The 24,575-nt window shown below is 63.3% G+C and carries 24 protein-coding genes and 2 tRNA genes; 13 read left to right on the top strand and 13 right to left on the bottom strand.

Annotated features, from left to right (window positions below):
• Window positions 1-16: 16 nt before the first annotated feature.
• Window positions 17-463 (bottom strand): hypothetical protein, encoded by a 447-nt coding sequence (locus ACX3OZ_RS10250; protein ID WP_459097398.1) that lies wholly within the window; start codon window positions 461-463, stop codon window positions 17-19.
• A gap of 121 nt (window positions 464-584) precedes the next feature.
• On the opposite strand from ACX3OZ_RS10250, the gene tgt reads away from it, so the two are divergent.
• From tgt to map, 3 genes are read left to right on the top strand one after another with little or no spacing between them, the layout of a single operon-like run.
• On the top strand, window positions 585-1,712 hold the full coding sequence (tgt, locus tag ACX3OZ_RS10245; RefSeq protein ID WP_459097399.1) for a tRNA guanosine(34) transglycosylase Tgt: 1,128 nt from the start codon (window positions 585-587) through the stop codon (window positions 1,710-1,712).
• Window positions 1,713-1,733: 21 nt separating this feature from the next.
• Complete coding sequence (pgi, locus tag ACX3OZ_RS10240; protein ID WP_459097400.1) at window positions 1,734-3,374, top strand: glucose-6-phosphate isomerase; 1,641 nt, start codon at window positions 1,734-1,736, stop codon at window positions 3,372-3,374.
• A gap of 3 nt (window positions 3,375-3,377) precedes the next feature.
• Window positions 3,378-4,133, top strand: coding sequence for a type I methionyl aminopeptidase (gene map / locus ACX3OZ_RS10235; protein WP_459097401.1), 756 nt, complete (start codon window positions 3,378-3,380; stop codon window positions 4,131-4,133).
• Between the two features lie 3 nt (window positions 4,134-4,136).
• On the opposite strand, the gene ACX3OZ_RS10230 is transcribed toward map, so the two are convergent.
• The 3 genes from ACX3OZ_RS10230 to ACX3OZ_RS10220 form a co-directional block, all read right to left on the bottom strand.
• Window positions 4,137-4,664, bottom strand: coding sequence for a hypothetical protein (locus ACX3OZ_RS10230; RefSeq protein ID WP_459104456.1), 528 nt, complete (start codon window positions 4,662-4,664; stop codon window positions 4,137-4,139).
• A gap of 27 nt (window positions 4,665-4,691) precedes the next feature.
• Window positions 4,692-4,766 (bottom strand) — tRNA-Lys (locus tag ACX3OZ_RS10225).
• A gap of 77 nt (window positions 4,767-4,843) precedes the next feature.
• Window positions 4,844-5,626, bottom strand: a complete 783-nt coding sequence (locus tag ACX3OZ_RS10220; RefSeq protein WP_459097403.1) for a hypothetical protein — start codon at window positions 5,624-5,626, stop codon at window positions 4,844-4,846.
• Window positions 5,627-5,767: 141 nt separating this feature from the next.
• On the opposite strand from ACX3OZ_RS10220, the gene glmU reads away from it, so the two are divergent.
• Together glmU and glmS are read left to right on the top strand one after the other, a co-directional pair.
• Window positions 5,768-7,123 (top strand): bifunctional UDP-N-acetylglucosamine diphosphorylase/glucosamine-1-phosphate N-acetyltransferase GlmU, encoded by a 1,356-nt coding sequence (gene glmU, locus ACX3OZ_RS10215; RefSeq protein ID WP_459104455.1) that lies wholly within the window; start codon window positions 5,768-5,770, stop codon window positions 7,121-7,123.
• A 1-nt stretch (window position 7,124) separates the two neighbouring features.
• Complete coding sequence (glmS, locus tag ACX3OZ_RS10210; protein ID WP_459097405.1) at window positions 7,125-8,951, top strand: glutamine--fructose-6-phosphate transaminase (isomerizing); 1,827 nt, start codon at window positions 7,125-7,127, stop codon at window positions 8,949-8,951.
• Between the two features lie 38 nt (window positions 8,952-8,989).
• Here glmS and recG read toward each other — a convergent pair whose 3' ends face one another.
• Window positions 8,990-11,098, bottom strand: coding sequence for an ATP-dependent DNA helicase RecG (gene recG / locus ACX3OZ_RS10205; RefSeq protein WP_459097523.1), 2,109 nt, complete (start codon window positions 11,096-11,098; stop codon window positions 8,990-8,992).
• A gap of 145 nt (window positions 11,099-11,243) precedes the next feature.
• Between recG and ACX3OZ_RS10200 the strand changes: the two genes are divergently transcribed.
• The 4 genes from ACX3OZ_RS10200 to ACX3OZ_RS10185 all read left to right on the top strand — a co-directional run bounded on the left by ACX3OZ_RS10200 (window position 11,244) and on the right by ACX3OZ_RS10185 (window position 16,112).
• Complete coding sequence (locus ACX3OZ_RS10200; protein WP_459097406.1) at window positions 11,244-11,402, top strand: hypothetical protein; 159 nt, start codon at window positions 11,244-11,246, stop codon at window positions 11,400-11,402.
• Between the two features lie 97 nt (window positions 11,403-11,499).
• Window positions 11,500-11,778 (top strand): FAD assembly factor SdhE, encoded by a 279-nt coding sequence (locus tag ACX3OZ_RS10195; RefSeq protein ID WP_459097407.1) that lies wholly within the window; start codon window positions 11,500-11,502, stop codon window positions 11,776-11,778.
• Entirely contained in the window at window positions 11,775-15,260 is a 3,486-nt protein-coding gene (gene mfd / locus ACX3OZ_RS10190) for a transcription-repair coupling factor (protein ID WP_459104454.1), read from the top strand. Before ACX3OZ_RS10195 ends, mfd begins: the two co-directional genes overlap by 4 nt.
• A gap of 144 nt (window positions 15,261-15,404) precedes the next feature.
• On the top strand, window positions 15,405-16,112 hold the full coding sequence (locus ACX3OZ_RS10185) for an invasion associated locus B family protein (RefSeq protein ID WP_459097409.1): 708 nt from the start codon (window positions 15,405-15,407) through the stop codon (window positions 16,110-16,112).
• Between the two features lie 66 nt (window positions 16,113-16,178).
• On the opposite strand, the gene ACX3OZ_RS10180 is transcribed toward ACX3OZ_RS10185, so the two are convergent.
• The 3 genes from ACX3OZ_RS10180 to ACX3OZ_RS10170 are packed head-to-tail and all read right to left on the bottom strand — an operon-like array spanning window position 16,179 to window position 18,248.
• Entirely contained in the window at window positions 16,179-17,330 is a 1,152-nt protein-coding gene (locus ACX3OZ_RS10180; protein WP_459104453.1) for an FAD-dependent monooxygenase, read from the bottom strand.
• Complete coding sequence (locus tag ACX3OZ_RS10175; RefSeq protein WP_459097411.1) at window positions 17,327-17,797, bottom strand: DUF6691 family protein; 471 nt, start codon at window positions 17,795-17,797, stop codon at window positions 17,327-17,329. Before ACX3OZ_RS10175 ends, ACX3OZ_RS10180 begins: the two co-directional genes overlap by 4 nt.
• A gap of 4 nt (window positions 17,798-17,801) precedes the next feature.
• Window positions 17,802-18,248, bottom strand: a complete 447-nt coding sequence (locus ACX3OZ_RS10170) for a YeeE/YedE family protein (protein WP_459104452.1) — start codon at window positions 18,246-18,248, stop codon at window positions 17,802-17,804.
• Between the two features lie 181 nt (window positions 18,249-18,429).
• Here ACX3OZ_RS10170 and ACX3OZ_RS10165 point away from each other — a divergent pair, with 181 nt between their 5' ends.
• The 3 genes from ACX3OZ_RS10165 to ACX3OZ_RS10155 all read left to right on the top strand — a co-directional run bounded on the left by ACX3OZ_RS10165 (window position 18,430) and on the right by ACX3OZ_RS10155 (window position 20,439).
• The gene (locus ACX3OZ_RS10165; RefSeq protein WP_459104451.1) at window positions 18,430-19,314 is read left to right on the top strand and encodes a TerC family protein; all 885 of its coding nucleotides are present in this window, start codon (window positions 18,430-18,432) and stop codon (window positions 19,312-19,314) included.
• Entirely contained in the window at window positions 19,311-20,282 is a 972-nt protein-coding gene (locus ACX3OZ_RS10160; RefSeq protein WP_459104450.1) for a quinone oxidoreductase family protein, read from the top strand. The genes ACX3OZ_RS10165 and ACX3OZ_RS10160 overlap by 4 nt, the downstream gene beginning before the upstream one ends.
• Window positions 20,283-20,349: 67 nt before the next feature.
• Window positions 20,350-20,439 (top strand) — tRNA-Ser (locus tag ACX3OZ_RS10155).
• Between the two features lie 94 nt (window positions 20,440-20,533).
• Here the strand turns inward: ACX3OZ_RS10155 and ACX3OZ_RS10150 are convergent.
• The 3 genes from ACX3OZ_RS10150 to ACX3OZ_RS10140 all read right to left on the bottom strand — a co-directional run bounded on the left by ACX3OZ_RS10150 (window position 20,534) and on the right by ACX3OZ_RS10140 (window position 23,102).
• Entirely contained in the window at window positions 20,534-21,628 is a 1,095-nt protein-coding gene (locus ACX3OZ_RS10150; RefSeq protein ID WP_459104449.1) for a helix-turn-helix transcriptional regulator, read from the bottom strand.
• A gap of 140 nt (window positions 21,629-21,768) precedes the next feature.
• Window positions 21,769-21,993 (bottom strand): hypothetical protein, encoded by a 225-nt coding sequence (locus ACX3OZ_RS10145; protein ID WP_459104448.1) that lies wholly within the window; start codon window positions 21,991-21,993, stop codon window positions 21,769-21,771.
• Between the two features lie 32 nt (window positions 21,994-22,025).
• The gene (locus ACX3OZ_RS10140; protein ID WP_459104447.1) at window positions 22,026-23,102 is read right to left on the bottom strand and encodes a sensor histidine kinase; all 1,077 of its coding nucleotides are present in this window, start codon (window positions 23,100-23,102) and stop codon (window positions 22,026-22,028) included.
• A 243-nt stretch (window positions 23,103-23,345) separates the two neighbouring features.
• Between ACX3OZ_RS10140 and ACX3OZ_RS10135 the strand changes: the two genes are divergently transcribed.
• Entirely contained in the window at window positions 23,346-23,669 is a 324-nt protein-coding gene (locus ACX3OZ_RS10135; protein WP_459097418.1) for a DUF4287 domain-containing protein, read from the top strand.
• 28 nt (window positions 23,670-23,697) lie between these two features.
• Here ACX3OZ_RS10135 and ACX3OZ_RS10130 read toward each other — a convergent pair whose 3' ends face one another.
• Together ACX3OZ_RS10130 and ACX3OZ_RS10125 are read right to left on the bottom strand one after the other, a co-directional pair.
• The gene (locus ACX3OZ_RS10130; RefSeq protein WP_459097419.1) at window positions 23,698-24,030 is read right to left on the bottom strand and encodes a GYD domain-containing protein; all 333 of its coding nucleotides are present in this window, start codon (window positions 24,028-24,030) and stop codon (window positions 23,698-23,700) included.
• Window positions 24,031-24,110: 80 nt separating this feature from the next.
• Entirely contained in the window at window positions 24,111-24,494 is a 384-nt protein-coding gene (locus ACX3OZ_RS10125) for a hypothetical protein (protein WP_459097420.1), read from the bottom strand.
• Window positions 24,495-24,575 lie beyond the last annotated feature (81 nt).

Below are 24,575 nucleotides of genomic sequence, written 5' to 3'. Positions count from 1 at the left end.
GGAAGCTATGAGCGCCTTAGCCGGCGGCGTTTTCGCCGATCAACTGGCCGGTGAAGGAGCAGGAGGCGCCGTGATACTGCATGCAGCCGTCACGCTCCTCAAGCACCAGAATACCGTCCTCAAAGTGGATGCCGATTTCGCACACGCGGGCATTGATCGGGTTGTCGGCCAGCTCGGGATCATAGTCCTCGTTTTCGACGAATAGATTGCCGCCCTTCTTGGACATGATCATTTCGCCGCTAATGCCACCGGCACAGCCGCCCATATCGCCGATCGGCACGACGGTTTCCAAGTCCACAGCGTAGATATCACCCTCGATATGGGTGAATTCGGCGGACAGCTCACCTTCGCCGGACCCGACATATTTCCCGTCACGTTCACCCAATGGCCCGGCACTCTCTTGCGCCATAGTCGGCAGGGCGGTTGCGGCCAGCAGCGGCAGCAGAAAAAGCAATTTACGCATCAACAATAGGTCCCTTGGCAAATCAGCACATCAACACCGTTGATTTTGTCAGCAAACATGGCCGAATTCGGTCGCGCCGGGCAGTTGTCCGGGGGCGATTGAGCGGTTACAACCCGGCATCATGAAACAAGTCACCTTCACCCTATCCGCCACCGACGGCATGGCGCGGCGCGGCCGCATCGACACGCCGCGCGGCGATATCCAGACGCCGGCCTTCATGCCGGTTGGCACTGTCGGCACCGTCAAGGCGATGTATCCCGACCAGGTGCGCGAGACCGGCGCCGACATCGTCCTGGGCAACACCTATCATCTGATGCTGCGCCCCGGCGCCGAACGGGTCGACCGGCTGGGTGGCCTGCATAATTTCATGGATTGGCAGCGCCCGATTCTCACCGATAGCGGCGGCTTTCAGGTCATGTCGCTGACCCAATTGCGCAAGCTGACGGAAAAGGGTGTGACCTTCCGCTCCCATATCGACGGGTCGAGCCATGAGCTGACGCCGGAGCGCTCCATCGAGATCCAGACGCTGCTCGACAGTGACATCATCATGCAGCTCGACGAGTGCATCGCCTTGCCGGCGGAGCGCAAGGAGATGGAACGGGCGATGGAGCTGTCGCTGCGCTGGGCCGACCGCTCCAAGACCGCCTTCAACAACCAGCTCAATCGGGCGCTGTTCGGCATCGTGCAGGGCGGCGACGACGCCGATTTGCGCGCCCGCTCGGCGCAGGGACTGAAATCCATCGGCTTTGACGGCTATGCCGTGGGCGGGCTGGCGGTGGGCGAGCCGCAGGAAGTGATGTTCCGGGTGCTCGACAACATCACCCCTGAGCTGCCGACTGACCGGCCGCGCTATCTGATGGGTGTGGGCAAGCCAGACGACATTCTGGGCGCCATCGGGCGCGGCATCGACATGTTCGACTGCGTGCATCCGACGCGCGCTGGCCGGCATGGCCATGTTTACACCCGCTTCGGCGTCATCAATCTGAAAAATGCCCGGCATAAGGAAGATCATCGTCCGATCGACGAGGCGTCGCCCAACCTCAATTGCCGCCGCTGGAGCCGGGCCTATCTGCACCATCTCGTTAAGACAGAAGAGATTTTGGGCGCGATGATCCTTTCCCAGATCAACCTGGCCTATTATCAAGAGCTGGTGCAGGGCTGCCGCGGTGCGATCGAAGGCGGCCGGTTCAACGATTTTGCGGCAGAGACGCGCGCGGCATGGGCCGCTGGCGACCTGCCGGTCATCTGACTTTAGAAAAGGTTTTTCGACATGGCAAAAGCTGGACGCAAGGCGAGTTTCGCCACCCTCGGTAAGCACCGCAAGCGCCTCGAAGAGCAACCGATGCGCATCCAGTTTGCCGTCGATCCCAACCGCTTCAAACGCTACTCGGTGAGCGGCGCTGGCATTCTGCTCGACTATTCCAAGAACCGCATCGATGAAGACGCCATGGCTGCGCTGTTCGATCTGGCCCGCGCGGCCGGCGTCGAGGAACGCCGTGACCAGATGTGCGAAGGCGAACACATCAACATCACCGAAGACCGCGCCGTGATGCACATGGCGCTGCGCTATCAGGGCGACAAGCCGGTGCCGGTCGACGGCAAGGACGTGATGCCCGACGTGCGCGCCGTGCTGGCGGCCATGGAGACCTATACCGACGCCATCCGCAACGGCGAGATTCGCGGCCACGGCGGGGCGCAGTTCACCGATGTCGTCAATATCGGCATTGGCGGCTCGGACCTTGGCCCGGCCATGGTGACGCTGGCGCTGGAGCCCTATACCCGCGCCGATCTGCGCGTGCATTACGTCTCCAATGTCGATGGCGCCCATATCCACGACACGCTGAAGCGTCTCGACCCCAAATCGACGCTGGTCATCGTAGCGTCGAAGACCTTCACCACCGACGAGACCATGACCAACGCGGCGTCGGCCCGCGACTGGATCGCCGATACGCTGGGCGAAGAGGCGGTGCCGAACCATTTCGCCGCGTTGTCGACCAACATCCCGGCCTGCGCCAAGTTCGGCATCCGTGAAGACCGCATTTTCGGCTTCTGGGACTGGGTTGGTGGCCGCTATTCGGTGTGGTCGGCGATCGGCCTGCCGATTGCGCTGGCCGTCGGCTATGACAATTTCGCCAAGTTCCTGGCCGGTGCCGACGCCATGGACCGCCATTTCCTCTCGGCCCCGCTGGAAGACAACCTGCCGGTGATCATGGCCCTGCTGGGCGTGTGGTATCGAAACGTCTGGGGTTTCTCGACCCATGCCGTGCTGCCCTATGACCAGCGCCTGAGCCGCTTTGCCGCTTATCTGCAGCAGCAGGACATGGAATCGAACGGCAAATCGGTGACTTTGGCCGGCAAGCCGGTCGGCTGGTCCACCGGTCCCATCGTCTGGGGCGAGCCGGGCACCAATGGCCAGCACGCCTTCTATCAGCTGATCCATCAGGGCACGGACGTCATTCCGGCCGATTTTCTGATCGCCGCAAGGCCACATGAGAGCCTGCCGCCGCATCACGACAAGCTGGTCGCCAACGTGCTGGCCCAGTCCGAAGCGCTGATGCTGGGCAAGAGCCCGGAAGAGGTTGTCGAAGAGCTCAAGGCGCAGGGCCTGGGCAAGGCCGAGATCAAGGCACTGACCCCGCATAAGGTGTTCCCCGGCAATCGTCCGTCCAACACGCTGTTCTATGAGCAGCTCACCCCCGAGACGCTCGGGTCGCTGGTGGCGCTGTATGAGCACAAGGTGTTCACCCAGGGCGTGATCTGGAACGTCAATTCCTATGACCAGTGGGGCGTTGAGCTGGGCAAGCAGCTGGCCAAGGCGCTGCTGCCCAAGGTTGAGGGCAAGGAGAGCGGCGAGGGGCATGACAGCTCTACCCAGGGCCTGCTGGCCTATTACCTCGCCAATAAGGGGTAACAGGTGACCATCACCACCGAAGAAGAGCTGGAACGGCTCAAGGAAATCGGCCGTATCTGTGCCCTCACGCGTGACGCGATGGCAGAGGCAATGCAGCCGGGCATGACCACGGCCGAACTCGATGAGATCGGCCGTAAGCTGCTGGAGCAGCATGGCGCCCGCTCGGCGCCGGTGCTGACCTATAATTTCCCCGGCGCCACCTGCATTTCAGTGAATGAAGAGATCGCCCATGGCATCCCGGGCGACCGGGTGCTCAACGCCGGCGATCTGGTCAATATTGACGTGTCGGCGGCAAAGGACGGCGTGTTCGCCGACACCGGCGCGTCCTATGTGCTGCCGCCGAGTACCGACAGGCTGGATGCGCTGTGCCGCGATGGCAAGAAGGCGATGTGGGCGGGGATTCGCGCGGTCAAGGCTGGCGCGCCGCTGGCCGATATCGGCAACGCCATCGGCAAATTCGCCAAGAAGGGCGGCTATACGCTGATCCGCAACCTCGCCAGCCATGGCGTCGGCGATAGCCTCCATGACGAGCCCAGCGAGATTTCGACCTGGCCGGATCGCTCGGAACGCCGTCGCATGAATAACGGGCTGGTGTTCACCATCGAGCCCTTCCTGTCGCTGGGCGGCAATCTGGCGGATCAGAAGTCGCCGGATGACGAATGGACGCTGGTGAGTCGTCCGCCGGCGCTGTGCGTGCAGTATGAGCATACGGTGGTCGCGACCACCCGCGGGGCCATTGTGGTGACGCTGGCGGCTTAAGGGCTAAAGCCAGACCAGCAGCAGCGGGCCGATAAGCACCATGGCGATGGCGACGACGAAGCGCAGATGGCCCAGCCGGCGCAGATTGTAGACGCTGAGTACCGATGACAGCACCAGGAACGCGGCGAGCGCGATAAACACTGGCGTCAGCGGCGCCAGTGAGAGCGCGGCGTTTTCCGTCAGCTGCAGATAGATCATGTGCCCGCCGACAAAGCCGAGCAGGGCGGTGATGACCACGGTGACGGCCTTGGAGGCAATCAGCAGGGCCATATCGATGGTATGGCTGGTGATCAGCAGTGCCAGGCCGGCGGCGGTGACATGGGCGGCGGCCAGCGCCGAAAACAGGCGATTGTCAGCAAGCAGCGGCACCATTTCGGGCGGCGCATTCAGCGGAAGCGAGCCCACCATTGGCAGGTTGGCGCCATACTGGGCCAGCAGGTAGATGACATAGAGCATCACCAGCGTGCCGGCGGCAACGACCAGGAGGGTCGTCGTCAAAACCTTGAGCAGATCGATAATATCGTGTGACACTGCCGCAGCCCGTTCAGAAATGAGGAATGGTATGCCGGGAGGGGTTCGAACCCTCGACCATTCGATTAAAAGTCGAATGCTCTACCACTGAGCTACCGGCACACACCATGTCTGACGCTGCTGGCGTCGCGGCGGAACATAGCTACGCTTCGTCGCCTGTCAACCGCAATCGCGCGACTTTACTGGGCTAACGGCATGCCAATGAACGGCGTGGGCAGGCAGGCGACGGAAATTTGTTCAAGCCGGGTGCAGAGTGCCGTGGCCTCGGAGAGCTGCGGGATCGGCCCGACAACGATGCGTTTGCCGCCGCCATCGGGCGCATCAGCCAGCAGTGGTGCCAGCCCGAACAGCAGGGGACCCAGCTTCATATTCAGGTCGCGCCAGGCCTCGGGCGCTTGTTCCAATCCGGTCGCAGTGCCCAGGGCGACCCCATAGGCCGCTGCATTGGGCACAGCAGCGAGCTGGACCAGCGGCGCGGGCAGGGGCTGGCTGCCGGGGGCGGCCGGCTGCGCTGCGGCCATTGGCTGCTGGCGGATCACCACCGAGCCGCCATCGGTCTGATAGACCACAGCCGGATCATTGCCGATCGCGGCCGTCAGGTTGCTGCGGTCGATCTGGGTGCCATCGGGCAAAGCCTCGAGCAGCAGCGGCAGGCTGACCTCAAGCGCGCCGACGCGGCGGGTGACTTCATTGCTTTGCTGCTCCTTGAGCGCAAAGCGCGCCGTCAGCACGCTATTGTCACGCTTGAGCCGCACGGTTTCCTCGCGCAATTCGGCCACCTGCAGCCGCAACTGCTCGAGCGAGGCGCCTTCGAGGCGGGTCTTGTGCAGTCCCGCCAATACCATCTGGGGGACGAGGGCCGAAATATTAGCACCCATCACGGCAATACCACCCAGCACCAGCGCAATTATGCCCCAGGTGGTGACATCCGATTGCCGGAATTGCTCCGATGCTTTAGCCAAAGCGCTACCCCAGAGGTGCAATCGAATCATATACTGCACCGAACCTAATCATGCGGCTGACGTTATGGGTTCGCCAACGGCTGCATGCCATAAATTTGTGCAAATGCGCGGCCAAACGACTGTATTGCGGAGAAACCTGTCATGACCGAACTGCTGACGATCATTCTGGCGGCGGGCGAGGGGACGCGCATGCGGTCAGCACTGCCCAAAGTGCTGCATCCAGTCGGCGGCATGCCGATCATCGGCCACGTGGCGCAGGCAGCGCGCGAAGCCGGGTCGACCCAGATTGCACTGGTCACCGGGCCACAACACGACTCGATCCGCAAGACGGTGACGGCGCTGCATCCCGGGGTCGCGCATTTCGAGCAAAGCATAGCCAAGGGCACAGCCCACGCCGCTTCGATGGCGCGCGAGCTGTTTGAGCAGGCCGAGGGCTATGTGGCGGTGGTTTACGGCGATCACCCTCTGCTGCGTGGCTCCAATTTCCGCGCGGTGCTCGACCGGCTGGATGATGGGCTGGATGTGGCGATTCTCGGTTTTGAACCCAAAGACCCGACCGGCTATGGCCGCTTCATCACCGATGGCGACACGCTGCTGGCGATCCGCGAGCACAAGGATGCCAGCGAGGCCGAGCGCCGAATCGGGCTGTGCAATGCCTGCATTCTGGCGTTTCGCGCCGAGGTGTTCCGCGACCTGATCGACAAGGTCGAAGCCAATAATTCTCAGAATGAATATTACCTGGGCGACCTGGTGGAGCTGGCCAATGCTGCCGGCAAGAAGGTCGGCTATGGGCTGGCGCCGGAAAATGATGTGATGGGCGTCAATGACAGGAGCCAGCTGGCGCGCGCAGAGTGCCTGTTCCAGGATGTGCGGCGCGAGGATTTCATGAAGGCCGGTGTGACGCTCAAGGACCCAGGCAGCGTCTGGTTCTCCTACGACACGGAAATTGCCCGCGACGTCACCATCGAACCCAATGTGGTGTTCGGGCCGGGGGTGAAGGTCGAGGAAGGCGCGGTGATTCACGCGTTCAGCCACCTTGAGGGCGCCCATGTCGGGCCGCGCGCCAATGTCGGACCCTTTGCCCGGCTGCGGCCGGGGGCGAACCTTGCCGAGGATGCCAAGGTGGGCAATTTCGTCGAGGTCAAGAAATCCGAGATCGGCAAGGGCAGCAAGGTTAGCCACCTCACCTATATCGGCGACGCCACGATTGGCGCCGGGGTGAATATCGGGGCCGGCGTCATCACCGTGAATTATGACGGCTACAACAAGCATCAGACCATTGTCGGCGATGGCGCCTTTATCGGCTCCAATGCGTCGCTGGTGGCGCCGGTGACGGTGGGCGCCGGCGCGCTGGTGGCCAGCGGCAGTGTCATCACCGAAGACGTCGAGGCCGATGCGCTGGCACTGGGCCGCGCGCGGCAAGTGGTCAAGCCGGGCCGGGCGAAAAGCATTTTCGCCGCCTCGGCGGCCAAGAAACAGGCAAAGAAGGGCAACTGACATGTGCGGCATCGTCGGCATCGTAGGCAGCGAACCAGTTGCCAACCGTCTAGTGGACGCGCTCAAGCGCCTCGAATATCGTGGCTATGACAGCGCCGGGGTGGCGACGCTGGACGGCGGTGCCATCGCCCGCCGCCGCGCCGAGGGCAAGCTGGGCAATCTAGCGCAGAAGCTGAATTTTGAGCCGCTGGGCGGCCGCATCGGCATCGGCCACACCCGCTGGGCCACGCATGGCGCGCCGACCGAGCAGAATGCTCATCCCCATGCCACCGACCGCGTGGCCGTGGTGCATAACGGCATCATCGAGAATTATCGCGAAATGCTGGCCGATCTGGCCAAGGACGGCTATCTGCCCAAGACGCAGACCGATACGGAATCGGTGGCGCTGTGGGTGACGCGCGAACTGGTCAACGGCGCCGATCCCGAACTGGCGGTGGCGCGGACACTCAAGCATCTGCGCGGCGCTTTCGCCCTAGCCTTCCTGTTCAAGGGCGAAGAGGGGCTGCTGATTGCCGCCCGCCACGGCGCGCCGCTGGCCATCGGCTATGGCACCACCGAAATGTATCTGGGCTCCGACGCCATGGCGCTGGCCCCGTTCACCTCGCGGCTGACTTATCTCGAAGATGGCGATTGGGCGGTAATTACCCCGCAGGGCGTCACCATCCGTGACGGGTCTGACGCCATCGTGCAGCGCGAGCAACTGGTGTCGCAGGCTTCGGCCCTGCTGGTCGACAAGGGCAATTACCGCCATTTCATGGCCAAGGAAATCTACGAGCAGCCCCAGACCATCTCGCAAACGCTGAGCCACTATGTGGATATGGCCACCGAGAAAGTTGCCATCCGCGAGAATCTGCCCTTCGACTTTGCCGCATTGAGCCGGCTGACCATCAGCGCCTGCGGCACCGCCTATCTGGCTGGCGCCGTGGCGAAATACTGGTTCGAGCGCTATGCGCGCCTGCCGGTCGATATCGACGTGGCCTCCGAGTTCCGCTATCGCGAGCCGCCGCTGGAGCGGGGCGGGCTGTCGCTGTTCATTTCGCAATCGGGCGAGACCGCCGACACGCTGGCCGCTCTGCGCTACTGCGCCGGGCAGGGTCAGCATGTGGCGAGCTTGGTCAACACGCTGGAATCCACCATTGCGCGCGAATCGAGCGTGGTGTTCCCCATTCTGTGCGGGCCGGAAATCGGCGTTGCCTCCACCAAGGCGCTGACGGCGCAGCTGACCGCATTGGCCAGCCTCGCAATCGCTGCCGGCCGGGCGCGGGGCGTGCTGAGCGCCGAGCAGGAAGCCGAGCATGTGCGTGCGCTGGTCGGCCTGCCGACCGCGGTGTCAGCGGCGCTGGGCACGGAGAGTCAGATCGTGGAGATCGCCAAGCGTCTCTCCAAGGCGAAGGACGTGCTCTATCTGGGGCGCGGGCCGATGTTCCCAATCGCCATGGAGGGCGCGCTAAAGCTCAAGGAAATCAGCTATATCCACGCCGAAGGTTATGCGGCAGGTGAACTCAAACACGGCCCCATCGCGCTGGTTGACGAGGACATGCCGGTGATCGTCGTCGCCCCATCGGACGAGCTGGTGGAAAAGACCCTCTCCAACATGCAGGAAGTGGCGGCGCGCGGCGGCAAGATCATTCTGATCACCGATGCCGAGGGCGCGGAGACCGTGGGCCATGGCGTGGCGGATATTATCGTCATCCCGGGTGTGTCCAGCTTCGTCGCGCCGATCCTGGCCTGTATCCCGGTGCAGTTGCTGGCCTATCACACGGCAGTGTTCATGGGCACCGACGTGGACCAGCCGCGCAATCTGGCGAAGTCAGTGACGGTGGAATAGGCGCCCTTCACCTCTCCCCCAAATGGAGAGGTGAAGAACTACCCCGCCCTGATCAGCGGAATCGCCAGGTCTTTTCTGAATAGATACAATGCCGTGCGGGCGGCTTCGCCTTCGTCGCCGAGGAGCGCCGGGTTGCACGCCAGCAGGGCCTTTGCCTCGTCATGGGCGAAATCGAGCAGATGGCGATGCACGTCGGGGACGGCGAGGCGGTAGCCGGGCATGCCGGACTGGCGGGTGCCGAGCACGTCGCCCTGACCGCGCAGTTCGAGGTCGCGCTCGGCGATCTCAAAGCCGTCCTCGGTGGATTTTATCGTTTCGAGCCGGGCCTTGGCAGTTTCGCTCAGCGGATCCTTGTAGAGCAAGAGGCAGGCGGAGCGGGCCGTGCCGCGCCCGACACGGCCACGCAACTGATGCAGCTGGGCGAGGCCGAAGCGCTCGGCATGCTCGATGATCATGATCGAAGCGTTGGGCACGTCGACGCCGACTTCGATGACGGTGGTGGCGACCAAGAGCTTGAGTTCATTGGCGGAAAAGCGCTGCATCACCTCCTGCTTGGCGGCGGCGCTCATGCGGCCATGCACCAGCGCAACCTGGTCACCAAACACTTTGTGCAGCTCGGCAAAGCGATCCTCGGCAGCGACAACGTCGAGATGTTCGCTTTCCTCGACCAGCGGACAGACCCAGAAGGCCTGCGCGCCTTCGGCCAGACGGGCCTGCAGGCGGGCGATGACCCGGTCATAGTCGCCGATAGAGAGCACGGCGGTGTCAATCGGTTGACGCCCGCGCGGCTTTTCGCGCAGCACGCTGACCTCCATGTCGCCAAAATGGGTCAGCACCAGCGTACGCGGGATCGGCGTGGCGGTCATCACCAGCAAATCGGTGTGCTTGCCCTTGTCGGACAAAGCGAGACGCTGATGGACGCCGAAGCGGTGCTGCTCATCTACTACGGTAAGGCCGAGATTGTGGAATTCGACGCCGGACTGGAACAGGGCATGGGTGCCGACGACGATGGTGGTGGTGCCGCTGGCAATGCCGGCCAGCTTGGCCCGGCGCTCGGCGGCGGGCATCTTGCCGGTAAGCAGTTCGCAACCGAGCCCGGCCAGATCGCATAGGGGTTTCAAGGTCTTGAAATGCTGGGTGGCGAGCAGTTCGGTCGGCGCCATCATGGCGGATTGGGCGCCGCTTTCGGCCATGGCGGCCATTGCCATCAGCGCGACGACAGTCTTGCCGGCGCCCACATCGCCCTGCAACAGCCGCGACATGCGGTTGGGCGAGGCCAGATCGGCGCGAATTTCCTCGACCGCCTGCAATTGCCCTTCGGTGAGCGAGAAGGGCAACACGCTGCTGACCTTCGCCGTTACCACGCCGGTGAATTTGCGACTGATGCCCCGGTCGGCGACCATGGTCGACCGGATCACCTGCAGGGTGAGTTGGCCGGCAAAATACTCGTCATAGGCAAGGCGCATGCGGGCGGGCGCCCATAGCTCCGCCTCGCCGGGGTTGGTCGGCATGTGAACCATGCGCATCGCGTCGGCAAAACTCGGCCAGCGGCGCTCCGCCATGGTCGCAGGGGCGATCCACTCGGGAATCTCCGGCACATCGTCGACCACCTGCCGCACCAGCTTGGCCAGCGCCTTGGAGCTGAGACCCTGGGTGAGCGGATAAACCGGCTCCACCAGCGGCAGGGTGGCGAATTTATCGGGCTCGACGATGTAGTCTGGATGGGTGATCTGCTTCTCGCCATTGAAAAAGCCGACAGTCCCGGACACGAATCGTTCTTCGCCAACGGGCAGGGCCTTCTCGACCCAGCCGCCCTGAGCGCGGAAGAATACCAGCTGCATGTCGCCGGTGTCGTCATGGGCGAAGACGCGATGGGGAACGTGCTCCCGGCCGCGCGGCGGCGGCTGGTGGCGGTCGATATGCAGGCGCAGCGTCACGATCTGGTTGAGATAGGCCTCGGCGACGCCGACCTGTCGACGCCGATCGACCACGCCGGAGGGCATATGCATCAGAATATCGAGGGCGATGGCTTCCTGCCCGTCGGGCGCGCCGAAATAACGGGTCAGCAGCGCAGCCAGCTTGTCGCCGACGCCCTTGATGGAGCGCAGCGAGCGAAACAGCGGCGAAAGAGTTTCGGGGCGAGACAGCGAATCGGCTCCTTCACCTGATATTGCGGAGTGCCAGCGCGCGAGGGCTGGGGGCGAACAAGCTATGGAAGCTCGAATTGTAACCAAACCGGCAAAGGGGCGTTAGCACGAATCCTGGAGTTGGTGGAGCTGTATGGAGGCCAAGATGGAGCGGATTATCGACTGGCTGGCCGCCATGGGCTATCCGGAGGACAAATTGGGCTGGCTGCAGCGACGGCGATTGCCCCTTATCATCGTGTTGGCATTGCTCAGTTGGGCGCTGGTCGCCGGGCTCATCTGGCTGGTGTTCGGCCTGCTATTCTAGGTCACGCCATCACGAGGCGCGGGCGAGGGCTGACACACACCGCGAATGGCGTTACACAGAACGCTCTATCAACCACTTCGGGATCATGGCGCGTCAAATGACTGCCGGTGAAGATATTGCTGTGCGCCGCAAGAAGCTGCGCTATCGGGCGTGGCATCGTGGCACCAAGGAAATGGACCTGGTGCTCGGCCCCTATGCGGACGCCCATGTTGAGCGGCTGGATCATGCCGGGCTCGATCAGCTCGAAGCGCTGATGAGCGAGGAAGATCCGCCACTTCTGACCTGGGTGATGGGGCAGGCGGTGCCACCCGAGCATGTGGATGCGGAATTTCTCGCCGAAGTGATCGCCGACCATCAGGCACGGCTGGGTCGATGAACGATCTGATCGCGCCGCGTCCCAGCCGCACCCTCGCCAATGTTCCCGACGGCATGCAGCCGATGGTATTGGCGCGCCTGGTGCAGCAGCGCATTGAGGCGGCGCCGGACGATGCGGCGAGCATCGTGTTCGTGGCGCGCGACGGGCGGCGGCTGCAGCGCATGGCCGATATTCTGACCGCCATGCTGCCGGGCCACACGATTCTGACGCTGCCAGCCTGGGACTGCCTGCCCTATGATCGGGTGTCGCCCAATAATGTGACCATTGCGGCGCGGATGAACACGCTCGCAGCGCTGACCAGCGGGGCCAAGGGCGCCGTGGTGCTGACGGCGGTCAATGGCCTGATCCAGAAGCTGCCGCCGCGCGATGTGGTGGAAACCATGTCGTTTTCGGCAATTGCCGGGCGGATTGTCGAGAGCGACAAGCTGATCGGCTGGGCCGCCAATAATGGCTATCTGCGCGTGCCGACGGTGCGCGAGAGCGGCGAATATGCGGTGCGCGGCGGGCTGGTGGATTTGTTCCCGGCCAGCGCTGAAGCCTCGTTGCGCTTCGATTTTTTCGGTAGCCAGCTCGAATCCATCCGGACCTTTGATCCCGACAGCCAGCGCACCACCGGCACGCTGAAGCGCGTGGACCTGACGCCGATGAGCGAATTGGTGCTGACCGACGCCACCATCAAGCGCTTCCGGCAGAACTACACCGCCACGTTTGGCGGCAATACCGTTGATGACACGCTCTATGCCTCGGTCAGCGGCGGCTCGCGTTATTCCGGCACCGAGCATTGGCTGCCGTTCTTCTACGACCATCTCGATACGTTGGCCGATTATGTCGGCGACGCGCCCTTCGTCTTCGATGAGCAGGCGGCGGAAGCCTATGCCGATCGCGTCGAGCAGATCCGCGACTATTACGACGCGCGCGAGGCAGCGCGACTGCTGCCGGTCGTAGCCGGGGCAGGGGCGCCCTATAAGCCGATCCGGCCCGAACTGCTCTATGCCGTCGACCAGCATCCTTATGCGCTGGCTGGGGCCTCAGTGATCCAGCTCAGCCAGTTCGTGGCGCCGGGCACGCGGGCCGTCGACGATGAAGGCGGGCATATTGCCCCCAGCTTTGCCGCCGAACGGCAGGCAACCGATACCAATCTGTTCCAGTCGGTGGTCGACCGGCTGCTGGACGAGCGCCGCAAGGGCCGCCGCGCCGTGGTGGCGTGCTGGAGCACCGGCACCCGCGACCGCATGGTGCAGGTGCTCAAGGACCACGGGCTGACCAATCCGCGTATGGCGGAAAACTGGCGTGATGCTGAAACCACCAGCGCGGCGACGACCTCGCTCGTGGTGCTGCCGCTGGAAACCGGCTTCGAGACCAAGGACCTGCTGGTCCTCTCCGAGCAGGATATTCTGGGCGAACGCATTCTGCGCCCGCAGCGCAAGAAAAAGGCATCCGATGCGCTGACCGAGGCGGCGAGCCTCGCGGCCGGCGATCTGGTGGTGCATGTCGATCATGGTATCGGACGCTTCCTCGGGCTCAAGGTGATCCATGCCGGCGGCGCGCCGCATGAATGCGTCGAGCTGGAATATGGCGGCGACACCAAGCTCTATCTGCCGGTCGAAAATATCGAGCTGCTGACCCGCTATGGCTCCGATGACGGCAATGTCACGCTGGACCGGCTCGGCGGCGTCGCCTGGCAGGCCAAGAAGAGCAAGCTCAAGAAGCGCATCCGCGACATGGCGGAGCAGCTGATCAAGATCGCCGCCGCGCGCCTGCTGACCAAGGCCGACGTGGTCGAGATCAACCCCGGCGCCTATGACGAATTTGCCGCGCGTTTCCCCTATGAGGAAACCGAGGATCAGATGGCCGCCATCGAGGCGGTGTTCGATGACGTGACCTCCGGCCGGGTCATGGACCGGCTGGTGTGTGGCGACGTGGGCTTTGGCAAGACCGAAGTGGCGCTGCGCGCCGCCTTTGCCGTGGCGCTGAGCGGCAAGCAGGTCGCGGTGGTGGTGCCGACGACGCTGCTGGCCCGCCAGCACTTCAAGACCTTCTCCGAGCGCTTCCAGGGACTGCCGGTGCGGGTGCGCCATGCCTCGCGCATGGTCAGCGCCGCTGAACTCAAGGCCACCAAGGAAGGGCTGGCCGATGGCCAGGTCGATATCGTCATCGGCACCCACGCGCTGCTGAGCAAGACCATCAAGTTCCGCGACCTGGGCCTGCTGATCATCGACGAAGAGCAGCATTTCGGCGTGGGTCACAAGGAGCGCCTCAAGGAGCTCAAGGACAACGTCCACGTGCTGACGCTGACGGCAACGCCGATTCCGCGCACGCTGCAACTGGCGCTGACCGGGGTGCGTGATCTGAGCCTGCTGGCAACGCCACCAGTGGACCGGCTGGCCATCCGCACCTTTATCGCCCCCTTCGACGCGCTATCGGTGCGGGAAGCGTTGTTGCGCGAGAAATATCGCGGCGGCCAGAGCTTCTACGTGGTGCCGCGCATCACGGATCAGCACGAAATCGCCGAGTTCCTCAAGGCGCAGGTGCCAGAGGTCAGCTATGTCGTGGCCAATGGCCAGATGCCGCCGGGCCAGCTCGACGATATCATGAACGCCTTTTACGACAATAAATTCGACGTGCTGGTGGCCACCACCATCGTCGAATCGGGGCTCGATATTCCGAACGCCAACACGCTGGTGGTGCATCGCGCCGATCATTTCGGGCTGGCGCAGCTGTATCAGATCCGCGGCCGCATCGGCCGGGCCAAGGCGCGCGCCTATGCGTTGTTCACGGTGCCGGCCGACCGCAAGCTCACCGACACTGCCGAACGGCGGCTGGGCGTGCTGCAATCGCTGGAAAGCCTCGGCGCCGGCTTCCAGCTCGCCAGCCACGACCTCGATATCCGTGGCGCCGGCAATCTGCTGGGCGACGAACAATCGGGCCATATCCGCGAAGTCGGCTTCGAGCTGTATCAGGCCATGCTGGAGGAGGCGGTCGCCAATCTCAGGAACGGCGAAGCCGATTACGAGGATCGCAACGAGTGGAGCCCGCAGATTTCGCTGGGCATGCCGGTGATGATCCCCGAGCATTATATTCCAGATCTGCAATTGCGCATGCAGCTCTATCGCCGCTTGGGCGATTTGACCGATATTCGCGATATTGATGCTGCTGGCGCAGAATTGATCGACCGTTTCGGGCCGCTGCCCGAAGAGGTGGAGGCGCTGCTCAAGGTCATTCTGGTCAAGGCGCTGTGCCGCCAGGCCAATGTGGAAAAGGTCGATGCCGGCCCCAAGGGCGCGGTTATCTCCCTGCGTAACAACGAATATCCCAACCCGGTGGCGCTGGTGAAGCTGGTCAGCGATCCGGCCAACCAGGTGCGCATCAAGCCCGATCAGAAACTCGTGTTCGCCCGTAACTGGCCGACACCGAATGATCGCCTGAAAGGCGCAGCGACCATCTTGTCACGGCTGGCTAAACTGGCAGAAAATGTTGCCTGACCAAATAGCATCAACCCTCAATCGCCATAATCCTTTGGCAAGGGATAGCCGTCATGTTATTGCCCGAATTCAGCACTTGAAGGGCAGTTCAATTCTCAAGGTGGCAAAGGTCACCGGGACCGCCAAAGAAGCCAAGGAAATTCTATGAACATCAGGAAACCTCTAGTCGCCGGTTTTACGGTGGCCGCGCTCATGCTGTCCTCCCTGCCGGCCTTTGCACAGGACGCCGCGCCCGCTGTTGAAGCGCCGGCCGTCGAGGCGCCTGCCGCTGTCGATGCCGCTGCTGCGGCTCCCGCCGCTGCCGGTGCCACTCAGAACTGGCTCAAAGTCTGCGATCCGCTGGCTGATGGCCAGAAAGCCTGCATTATGCGCCAGGTGGTGCTGGCCAATGGCCAGTTCCTCGGCTCGTTCCTGCTGCGCGACGATCCGGGTCAGGAAAGCCGCCTGCTCGCCGTAGCCGCCGTGCCGCTCGGCGTGCTGCTGCCGTTCGGCCTGACCTGGCAGATCGATAGCGCCAAGCCGATCCGCGTGCCTTACATGCTCTGCGACCCCACCTCCTGCGCGACCCAGTTGGTGATCAACGAGCAGTATGTGAACTCGCTCAAGAAGGGCGGCACGCTCAAACTGACCGCCAAGAACCGCCAGAATCAGGACCTGACCATCGAAATCACCCTGGCCGGCTTCACCGCCGCCTATGATGGCGATGCCGCACTGACCTTCGAAGAATTCCGTCAGGAAACTTCGGGTGAGAACGCGCTGGAACAGGTGCTGCAGGATCGCGCTGAAGAACTGCGCAAGCAGCTTGACGGCAGCGCTGCAGCGCCGGCCGAAGCTGCTCCCGCCGCGCAGTAAAGCGAGCGGACTGGAATTGAAAGGGCGCCGGTGACGGCGCCCTTTTTTATGTGGTAGGTGGTGTGGCTAGCGGTTGCCCATGCCGACGGCAAAAGCCTGCTTGCGCAGGGCGGGGGCCAGCTTGAGCGCCCAGAGGCCGCCGGCCCGCAAGGCTTGGGCGGGGATCATGTCGGCCAGCAGCGAGCGGAACAGCGTGTCCACCATGCCCCCGGTGCGGGCTAGATCGCTGGCGCGGCGGCTGGCGTAATCGGTGCTGACGCGTATCGCCCAGTCTTGCGTGCTGCGGTCGATGGCCGCGAGGGAGGCGGCGAGGTCGGCAACGTCGCGCAGCCCCAGATTGAGCCCTTGGGCGCCGATGGGCGGGAAGGCATGCGCCGCTTCGCCCACCAGCACGACGCCGTCCGCGCCAGCGCTGTCGACGCTGAGCGTGCTGAGCGGGAACACGAAGGCGGGGCCGGCCAGGGTGATGGCGCCGAACAGGCGCTGCGATTTTTCGCGAAACTGGGCGACCAGTGCGTCAGTGCCACCGGCCTTGGCGGCCTCCAGCACGGCGCGATCATCGATCCACACCAGATTGGCGCGGTTGTCGCCAGCCGGCACCAGGGTGAACGGGCCTTGTTTGTAGTGGAACTCGATGGAGGCACCGCCGATGGGGCGGCCGAGATCGAGGTCGCAGACCAAAGCCGCCTGGGGAAATTCATGTTCGCGCGAGCGCAGGCCAGCGGCGCCACGCACCAGCGATTTCTTGCCATCGGCACCGACGATCAGCGGTGCTGTGAGGCGGCTGCCGTCGGTGAGGGTGACGATGGAGTCGGTGAGATCGGTAACGCCGGCATTGCGGGTTTCGAGGTTGGCGAGGCCAGTGGCGACGCGGTGAAAGCGCTCCAGCAGGCGGGCATTGGCAAAATTCCAGCCAAAAGCTGTCATGCCGGCCTCTTTGGCGTCGAACAGGGTTTCGGGGGCACGGATCAGCCGCCCGGTTGCGTCGATGATACGGATTTGGGTCAAGGCATGGCCCAGCTCTACCGGATCATCGACGAGGCCGGCCCCGCGCAGATAATCGACACTGGGCATCATCAGCGCCGAAGTGCGGCGGTCCGGCGGGCCGACCGGCGCCAGATGAATGGTTTTTAGCCCCGCAGCGGCGACGGCAATGGCGGCGGCGACACCGGCCAGCCCACCGCCCACCAGGATGGCATCGGCGTCGGTGGCGCTCATTGGGCGTCCGCCAGGCGTCGGGCGTGGCCGCTGGGGATCAGCACACTACCGGCGAGCGAGCCGACCAGCATGGCGACGAGGAAAATCCACAAGCCATCAGGGATAAAGGCAATCAGGGAAATGGCTGGGCCGGGGCAGATGCCGGCCATGCCCCAGCCGATGCCGAACAGCGCCGCGCCACCAACCAGTCGGCGGTCGATCTTCTTGTATTCCGGTTCGTGGAAGGCGGTGTCGAACAGCGGCGCGTCCCGGCGCTTGCCGAGGCGGACGGCGATGAACATGACGATCAGCGCCGAGCCCATGACAAAGGCGAGGCTGGGGTCCCAGCCGCCGGAAGGGATGGCGCCGAAATCGAGGAAGTGCAGCACTTTGAACGGGTCGACCATCTGCGACACGTAGAGCCCGGAGCCAAACAGCGCGCCGCTCAGGGCGGCCGTGGCAAGATAAGGGAGCTTGAGACTGGCCATCACACTACCCGGTCACGGTGACGGTGACGATCGCCACCCCGAAAAACACCAGCACCGCCACCAGCGAGCGCCGCGACAGCCGGGCCAGCCCGCAGACGCCATGGCCCGAAGTGCAGCCATTGCCGATCTTGGTGCCAAGACCGGTCAGAAGACCGGCGATGGCCAGCCAGATTGGCGTCGGCACCCCCCAACCGGCGGGGGCCTCGACCAGCCGGGCCGGCTCAATGCCCCCGACGCCGAGTTCGGGGAACAGTTTTGCCGCGCCAAAGGCCGCGACCACCAGCGCTACCAGGAACACCACGCGCCAGACCACGGTCTGGGCCGGCGGCAGCAACTGGCCGAAAATACCGGAGATACCGGCAATGCGGCCATTGCCCAACCATAGGACGGCAGTGGCCAAGCCGATCAGGGCGCCGCCAAGGGCGGCGGTCAGTGGGGTGAACGATTCCATGGGGACACTCACAACTCTCTTTGCCGGCAAGGCTATCATCCGCCAAGCCCCCGAAGCCAGCATTGCGGCAGCGACTTTGTGCCGCCAAAGGCAGGCCGCAAGAAATTCTCTGCTGCTGGGCCTTTCCGGCGCGCCAAGCTCTGCTTAGATAAGCGAACCGAGACTCGAAATGGAGCCGACAATGCTTGAGCTACTGGCCGATCCCAATGCCTGGATCGCCTTCGGCACCCTTACGGTGATGGAAATCGTCCTGGGTATCGACAATATCGTCTTCATTTCGGTGCTGGTCTCGCGGCTGCCCAAGGAGCAGGCCGACCGCGCCCGCAAGATCGGCCTGGCGCTGGCGCTGATTTTCCGCATCCTGTTGCTGCTGGTCATCAGTTGGATCATCAGCCTGACCCAGCCGGCCATTTCGGCCTTTGGCCTCGACCTGTCGTGGAAGGATTTGATCCTGATCGCTGGTGGCGCCTTCCTCATCTACAAGGCCACGCATGAAATGCACGCGGCCATCGAGGAGCCGCATGAGTCGGGTGTGGGCCAGAAGGCGAGCGCCGTCTTCGCCGCTATTATCGGCCAGATTATCGTCATCGACATGGTGTTTTCCATCGACTCCATCGTCACCGCCGTCGGCATGGCCGACGATGTGGAAGTGATGATTGCGGCGGTGATCGTCGCCGTCGGCGTGATGTTCGTCGCCTCCGGTCCGGTGGCCAAATTCGTCGCCGACCACCCCACCACCAAGATGTTGGCGCTGGCCTTCCTGCTGCTGATCGGCGTGTCGCTGGTGGCCGATGGCCTCGGCTTCCACATTCCCAAGGGCTATATCTACGCCGCCATGGCCTTCTCCGTGCTAGTTGAGGCCATCAACATCATTGCTTCGGGCCGCAAGAAGGCCAAGGTGGGCGGTGGGCACGCTGCCGTCGCCCCGTTCACCGCCGTGACCGGTTCGGTGACCGGCGGAGCGGGCGTTGCCGCAACGCAAAAGCCGAGTGCCAAATCGACGCCGACGGCTCGCGCTCAGGCGCGGCCAAAATCGGCACCGCGCAAGCCCAAGGCTTCCAAATGACCCGGGCGGTCGTGGTCCACCAGACCGGTGGAGCCGAAGTTCTGAGCGTCGAGGACTGGCCGCTGGCCAGCCCTGGGCCGGGGCAGGTGGCGCTGCGACAGACGGCCATCGGGTTGAATTTTATCGACACCTATCAGCGCTCCGGGCTCTATCCGGTGCAGACGCCCTTCGTCGCCGGCAATGAGGGCGCGGGCGTCGTCACGGCGCTGGGACCGGATGTGACCGGGCTCAAGGTCGGCGACCGGGTCGCCTATCAGGGCCTGATCGGCGCTTACGCTGCCGAGCGGCTGGCACCGGCAGAGCGGGTGGTGCCGATTCCTGACGGCATTGACGACCGCACCGCAGCGGCGATTCTGCTCAAGGGGCTGACGGCCTATTACCTGCTGTTCAACACCTGGCCGGTGGCCAAGGGCGAAACCATTCTGTGGCACGCCGCTGCCGGCGGCACCGGGCTCATCGCCACACAATGGGCGAAGTCGCTCGGCGCCACGGTGATCGCCACGGCCGGCAGCGCTGAGAAACTGGCGCTGGCCGAAGCGCATGGCTGCGACCATCTCATCAACTACACCACCGAGGATTTTGCCGCCCGTGTTCGCGACATTACCGGGGGCAAAGGCGTCGACGTGGTCTATGACGGCGTCGGCAAGGCGACATTCGAAAAATCGCTCGATTGCCTGCGGCCGCGTGGGCTGATGGTGAGTTTCGGCAATGCCTCGGGCGTGGTGTCGATTCCCGACATCACCCTGCTATCGCGCAAGGGCTCGCTTTATGTGACGCGGCCGACCGGCATGCATTATCTGGCCCAGCGGGAGGACATGCTGAAAGGCGCGGCGCTGCTATTCGGGGCGGTGCAGAGCGGGGCCATCAAGGTCGAGATCGGCCAGACCTTTCCGCTGGAGCAGGCCGCCGAGGCGCATCGGGCGCTGGAAGGGCGTGAGACGACGGGATCGGTGGTGTTGCTGCCCTGAGGCAATAGCCTGGCGGCACGCTCGGCTCTGGACAGGATGCGACTCTGTCGATAAACGCACATCCCACGGGTAGATGGCAGAGCGGTTGATTGCTCCGGTCTTGAAAACCGGCGAACGTGAAAGCGTTCCGGGGGTTCGAATCCCTCTCTACCCGCCAGCCTGCTCATCGATATTTCAATGGCATATAGGCAGCTCTTATAGCTGATTGTTTGGTCTGGCCGCTGTTTTGTTGGCGGCTCCGACGCCCGGGATTACAGCTTCTCGATGATGAGCATCAGTTCGACCTGCCGGTTGATCGACAGTTTCTGGAAAATCCGGGCGAGGTGGGTCCGCGCGGTTTCGTAGCTCAGGCCAAGGGTGGTGGCGGTGTCGCGCAGCGACATCCCCGAGCCGACGGCGGCCGCGACACTCGCTTCGCGGTTGGTCAGGCCCAGCAGGCGCACCAGTTTTTCAACCGGCGCCGGGCGGCGATGCACCAGATCCTTGACGAACATCAGGGCAGCGGCCTGTGAAAACACATCGGTACCGCTGCGCGGCAGGGCGATGATTTCGACCAGCACTGCGGGGATACCCTCATTGGTGAGCAATACCACGCCGTTTTCCGGCTGCAGGGCCGGCGTTTTGGCGGTGATCGCGGTGCGAATGACGCTTTGCAACTGAGCATTGGCGCCGCTGTCCCGCGCGTGCAGCCTGCCGTTCCTGAAGGACACTACCGATTCCAGCGTGTTGATCGCCGGGGGCGAGGCCCATTCCACCCGTCCATGAAAATCCAGCGCCAGCAGCGCCTCGCTGGAGTGCTCGAGCAGGGACAAGGTCGAGCGCTGGACTGAGGCGGAGAACTCGTTGGCAATGGTGACGATCCGGCGCAGATGGGGCGAGAGGGCGCCGAGCGGGCGGGTGTCATGGCCGTCATAGGGCTGTTGGCCGGTTCCGCGCAGGAAACACAGCGCCCAGCGACGGCCCTTGATTGCGCAGCCCACGCCGGCAAACCACGGCAGTCCCAGCTTCCAAAAGAAGTCCTGGTAGTAGGGCTGGGTCAGACGCTCTGTCTCAGTCGACAAATCATGTTCGAGAAACACCCGCTTGCCCGTGGAAATCAGCGGCCAGGCCCGGGCGGCGCGCAAATCATTCTGGTGCCAGCCGCCGGCGACAAAAGCCTCGAATAAACCGTCCAGCTTGCTGCCGAGCGGAATGCCGCGCTCCACCCCGACAGGGTCATCCGTGATGATGAAAGAGCCCTCGGCATTGAACGCGGAAGCAAGTAGATCAAGACCCACGCTCCAAGGAGCAGCCTGAACTGCGGCGTCAAACAGGAAATCTACGGCCTTCTCTGTTGAACTGGGCACGGTGTTCCTTGTTCGCGCGCGGACAAAGGCGAGGACAGGACCTCTGTAGTTGTCTGGAAGATTAGCACTAAACACGGACTTTGCAGAAAATTTTGCGACGGCACCCGTATGGGGTCGGACACGGCGATCCGGACGCTAGGCTACCGAGGCGATCTGCGTTTTCTGAGTGCGTAGAATATCGCCGCCACCCCGGCTGCGGCGACGACCAAGCCTGCCAGCGCCCAGCCTGGTGCCGGGCCTTCGATGGTCTCGCACTCGGCAACGCACAGGATTGGTGGAATGGCGACCAGGCCAAGCCCCTGAACCAGCCAGAGGCCGCCCAAGAGCACACAGACGACCCCGACGATGAGGAGAAGCACTTTCATGTCGTTCTCTCCTGAGCGCCAGACATTCGGTTTCAGGCGACTTCGAGCGGTACGCGTGACGTGAACGAGGTTTTGGTGATCGAAACGTTCAATCCACTCGCCCCGCTTGTGGTTTTGATCTGGGCGTCCAATTGGGCGACGAGCGCCTTGACTATAGCGGTTCCCAGGCCGCCACCCGCAGAGGTGATATCCTCGCTTTTCCCAATGCCATTGTCGGAAACACTGAGCCGCCAATTGTCGCCATCGACCTCGTAGGTGACCAGCACCGTGGCATCGGTCGAGGCGGCCGGGAAGGCGTATTTGATGGCATTCAGCAGCAGTTCGGTGACGATCAGGCCGATACTCACCGCCCTGGCAGATTCGATCAAAGCCTCGTCGCTCAACACCTTCACCAAGATCGGCTGGCCTTCGCCAACCATGGAGTGCGCCAGGCTGCCACACAGCTTCGACAGATAGGAGCTGACCTCGATGTGGTCGATTCCCTCCGAGGTGTGCAGATGGGCCTGGACGGCCGCGACCGACATCACGCGTTGGTGGGCATCCTGCAAATGGCCGCGCGCCTCTTCGGAGGTAACCGCCTTGGCTTTCAGCATCAGAATGCTGGCGATGATCTGCAGGCTGTTGGCCACACGATGCTGCATTTCATCGAGCAGCACCTGCTTCTGGCGCAACAGCTCATCGGTTTGGCTTTGCAGGGCCTCTTTGTCGCGCTCGATGCCACGGCGCACCGTCACGTCCATGAAGGCGAGCAGGATATTCGAACTGGCCCTGGTCTCGTAGATCACCTTGCGCGCGTTCAGCAGCATGATCCGGCGGCCGACATTGGGGAAATCATAGTCGACTTCGAACCCGTCCATCGCGGTCCGCTCTGGAATGATCGTCTCCAGCAGCACCCGCAGGGCCGGGATGTCCCACTGCCCATCGCCGAGGGAGTAGAGCAGGCGCCCGCGCGTATTCTCGGGATCGACCTTGAAGGTTTCATAGAATGCCCGGCTCGCAGCCAGCACTCGAAAATCCTGATCGAGCACCAGAAACGGCTCGGGCAGGGTGTTGACGATGGCCTGCGCGAGCGTCTGCGCATCGGTAATTGTTTCGAGAGAGTCCAACATCGTGGGCATGCCGATCCGGGCCGGCCGCGAAACCCGCGAATGTTCGCCCTGCTGCGAACTTATACGCTTGTTGCCCGATTGTCGCGCCGGGACTGACTTGGGGCGAATTGATCGCGTTTAGGGGCCGTACGCCCCGCCCGAATTTCTGTCCAAAGTGTCGAAATCGGGGTCTTCCATTCGACGGGGAGGCAGGCGAGGCGCTATCGAGTGTCTCGGTGGCTATTGCAATGCAGGAGAACGAGCGTGTCATTCCAAGCTTACCTCGACGCCGTGGAGACAAAAACGGGCCTCACGCCCAGACAGATCGTCGACCTCGCGGCAGCGAAAGGACTGAATGCACCGGGCGTCAAGGCCGGGCAAATCCTGGATTGGCTGAAGTCCGAGTACGACCTCGGGCGAGGCCACGGCATGGCCATGGTTCATATTATCCAGAAGGGGCCCGAAATCGACGCAAAGCATGTTGGATCGACGGGCACGCACCGGGACGAGACAATCTGCTGTGGCTCGATGGCGTGGCGACGAAACCGGCATAATCATGCGCGGTTGGTGCTGTCCCGCAATAGATGAGGGGAGCGGACAATGTCCGCTCCCAGGCTCAGGCCCGTTCGCCCGGCTGTCGATAACCGACTGCTTGCGCCCGGCTTAGCGCCGTCATGGTTTCCTCGACCGTGAGCAAGGGTGTTGTCTCGAATTTCGACAGGGCACCACCGCCCCCGATCGCGATGGCGACGGAGGCCATGGAGACATTGTCCGGGGCCTCCCATAGATTGTAACCGTCATGCGCGCCAAAGGCGTACCAAAAGCCGTGCAGTCTGCCGCCGACGGACTCGATATATTTGCGCGCGGCGTCGCGGCGATCTTCCGGGTTCTGTATCAGTCGAGCCCAGGTTTCCGGCGTGTAGCTGAAGCGTGTCAGATAGAGTGGCATAATCAGACCTCCTCCGGCCGTTGCCGAGGCATCCTACACCAACTGGCGCGCGGCCGACATCCGAAGACTCCTGGCCGCGCCTATCGGGAAGGCAGCGCCTGCTGCAGCAGGGCGACGAAATCAAACGAGCGCACCGACATCAGTTTGATGCTGCCGCGGGCGTGCTGGATTTCAATCTTCTCCGACGCCAAGCCCTTCTCCAGACTGACTTTTGCAATATTGGCCAGCGGAACGACCCATTGCACGGGCGGCGTGCGGGTGGATTTGGTCAGCCGCGTTTGCGTGAAGCTGAGGTCATTGGCCAAAAGCGCCAGCGTGCCGTTCATCCAGACGCCGCCGTTGCGCTTGAGCAGAATGGTGGTGGCGGGCAGCACGATCCAGCGCCAGACCGGTATCTTATAGCCATCAGGAAGCGGCTTGAGCCAGGCGACGGGGATGGTGGCAACAGCTGTGGAGTCGTTCAAATCGGGTCCTCTGAAAAATCGTCAAAGGATATCAAATGGCTCGCAGCAAACATAGGCGCTCCGCCGGCCAGCATTTTTGCT

Source organism: Devosia sp. A369 (assembly GCF_054489345.1).
The sequence above is the reverse complement of the archived record's forward strand: the minus strand, read 5'-3'. Positions and strand labels throughout refer to the sequence as shown.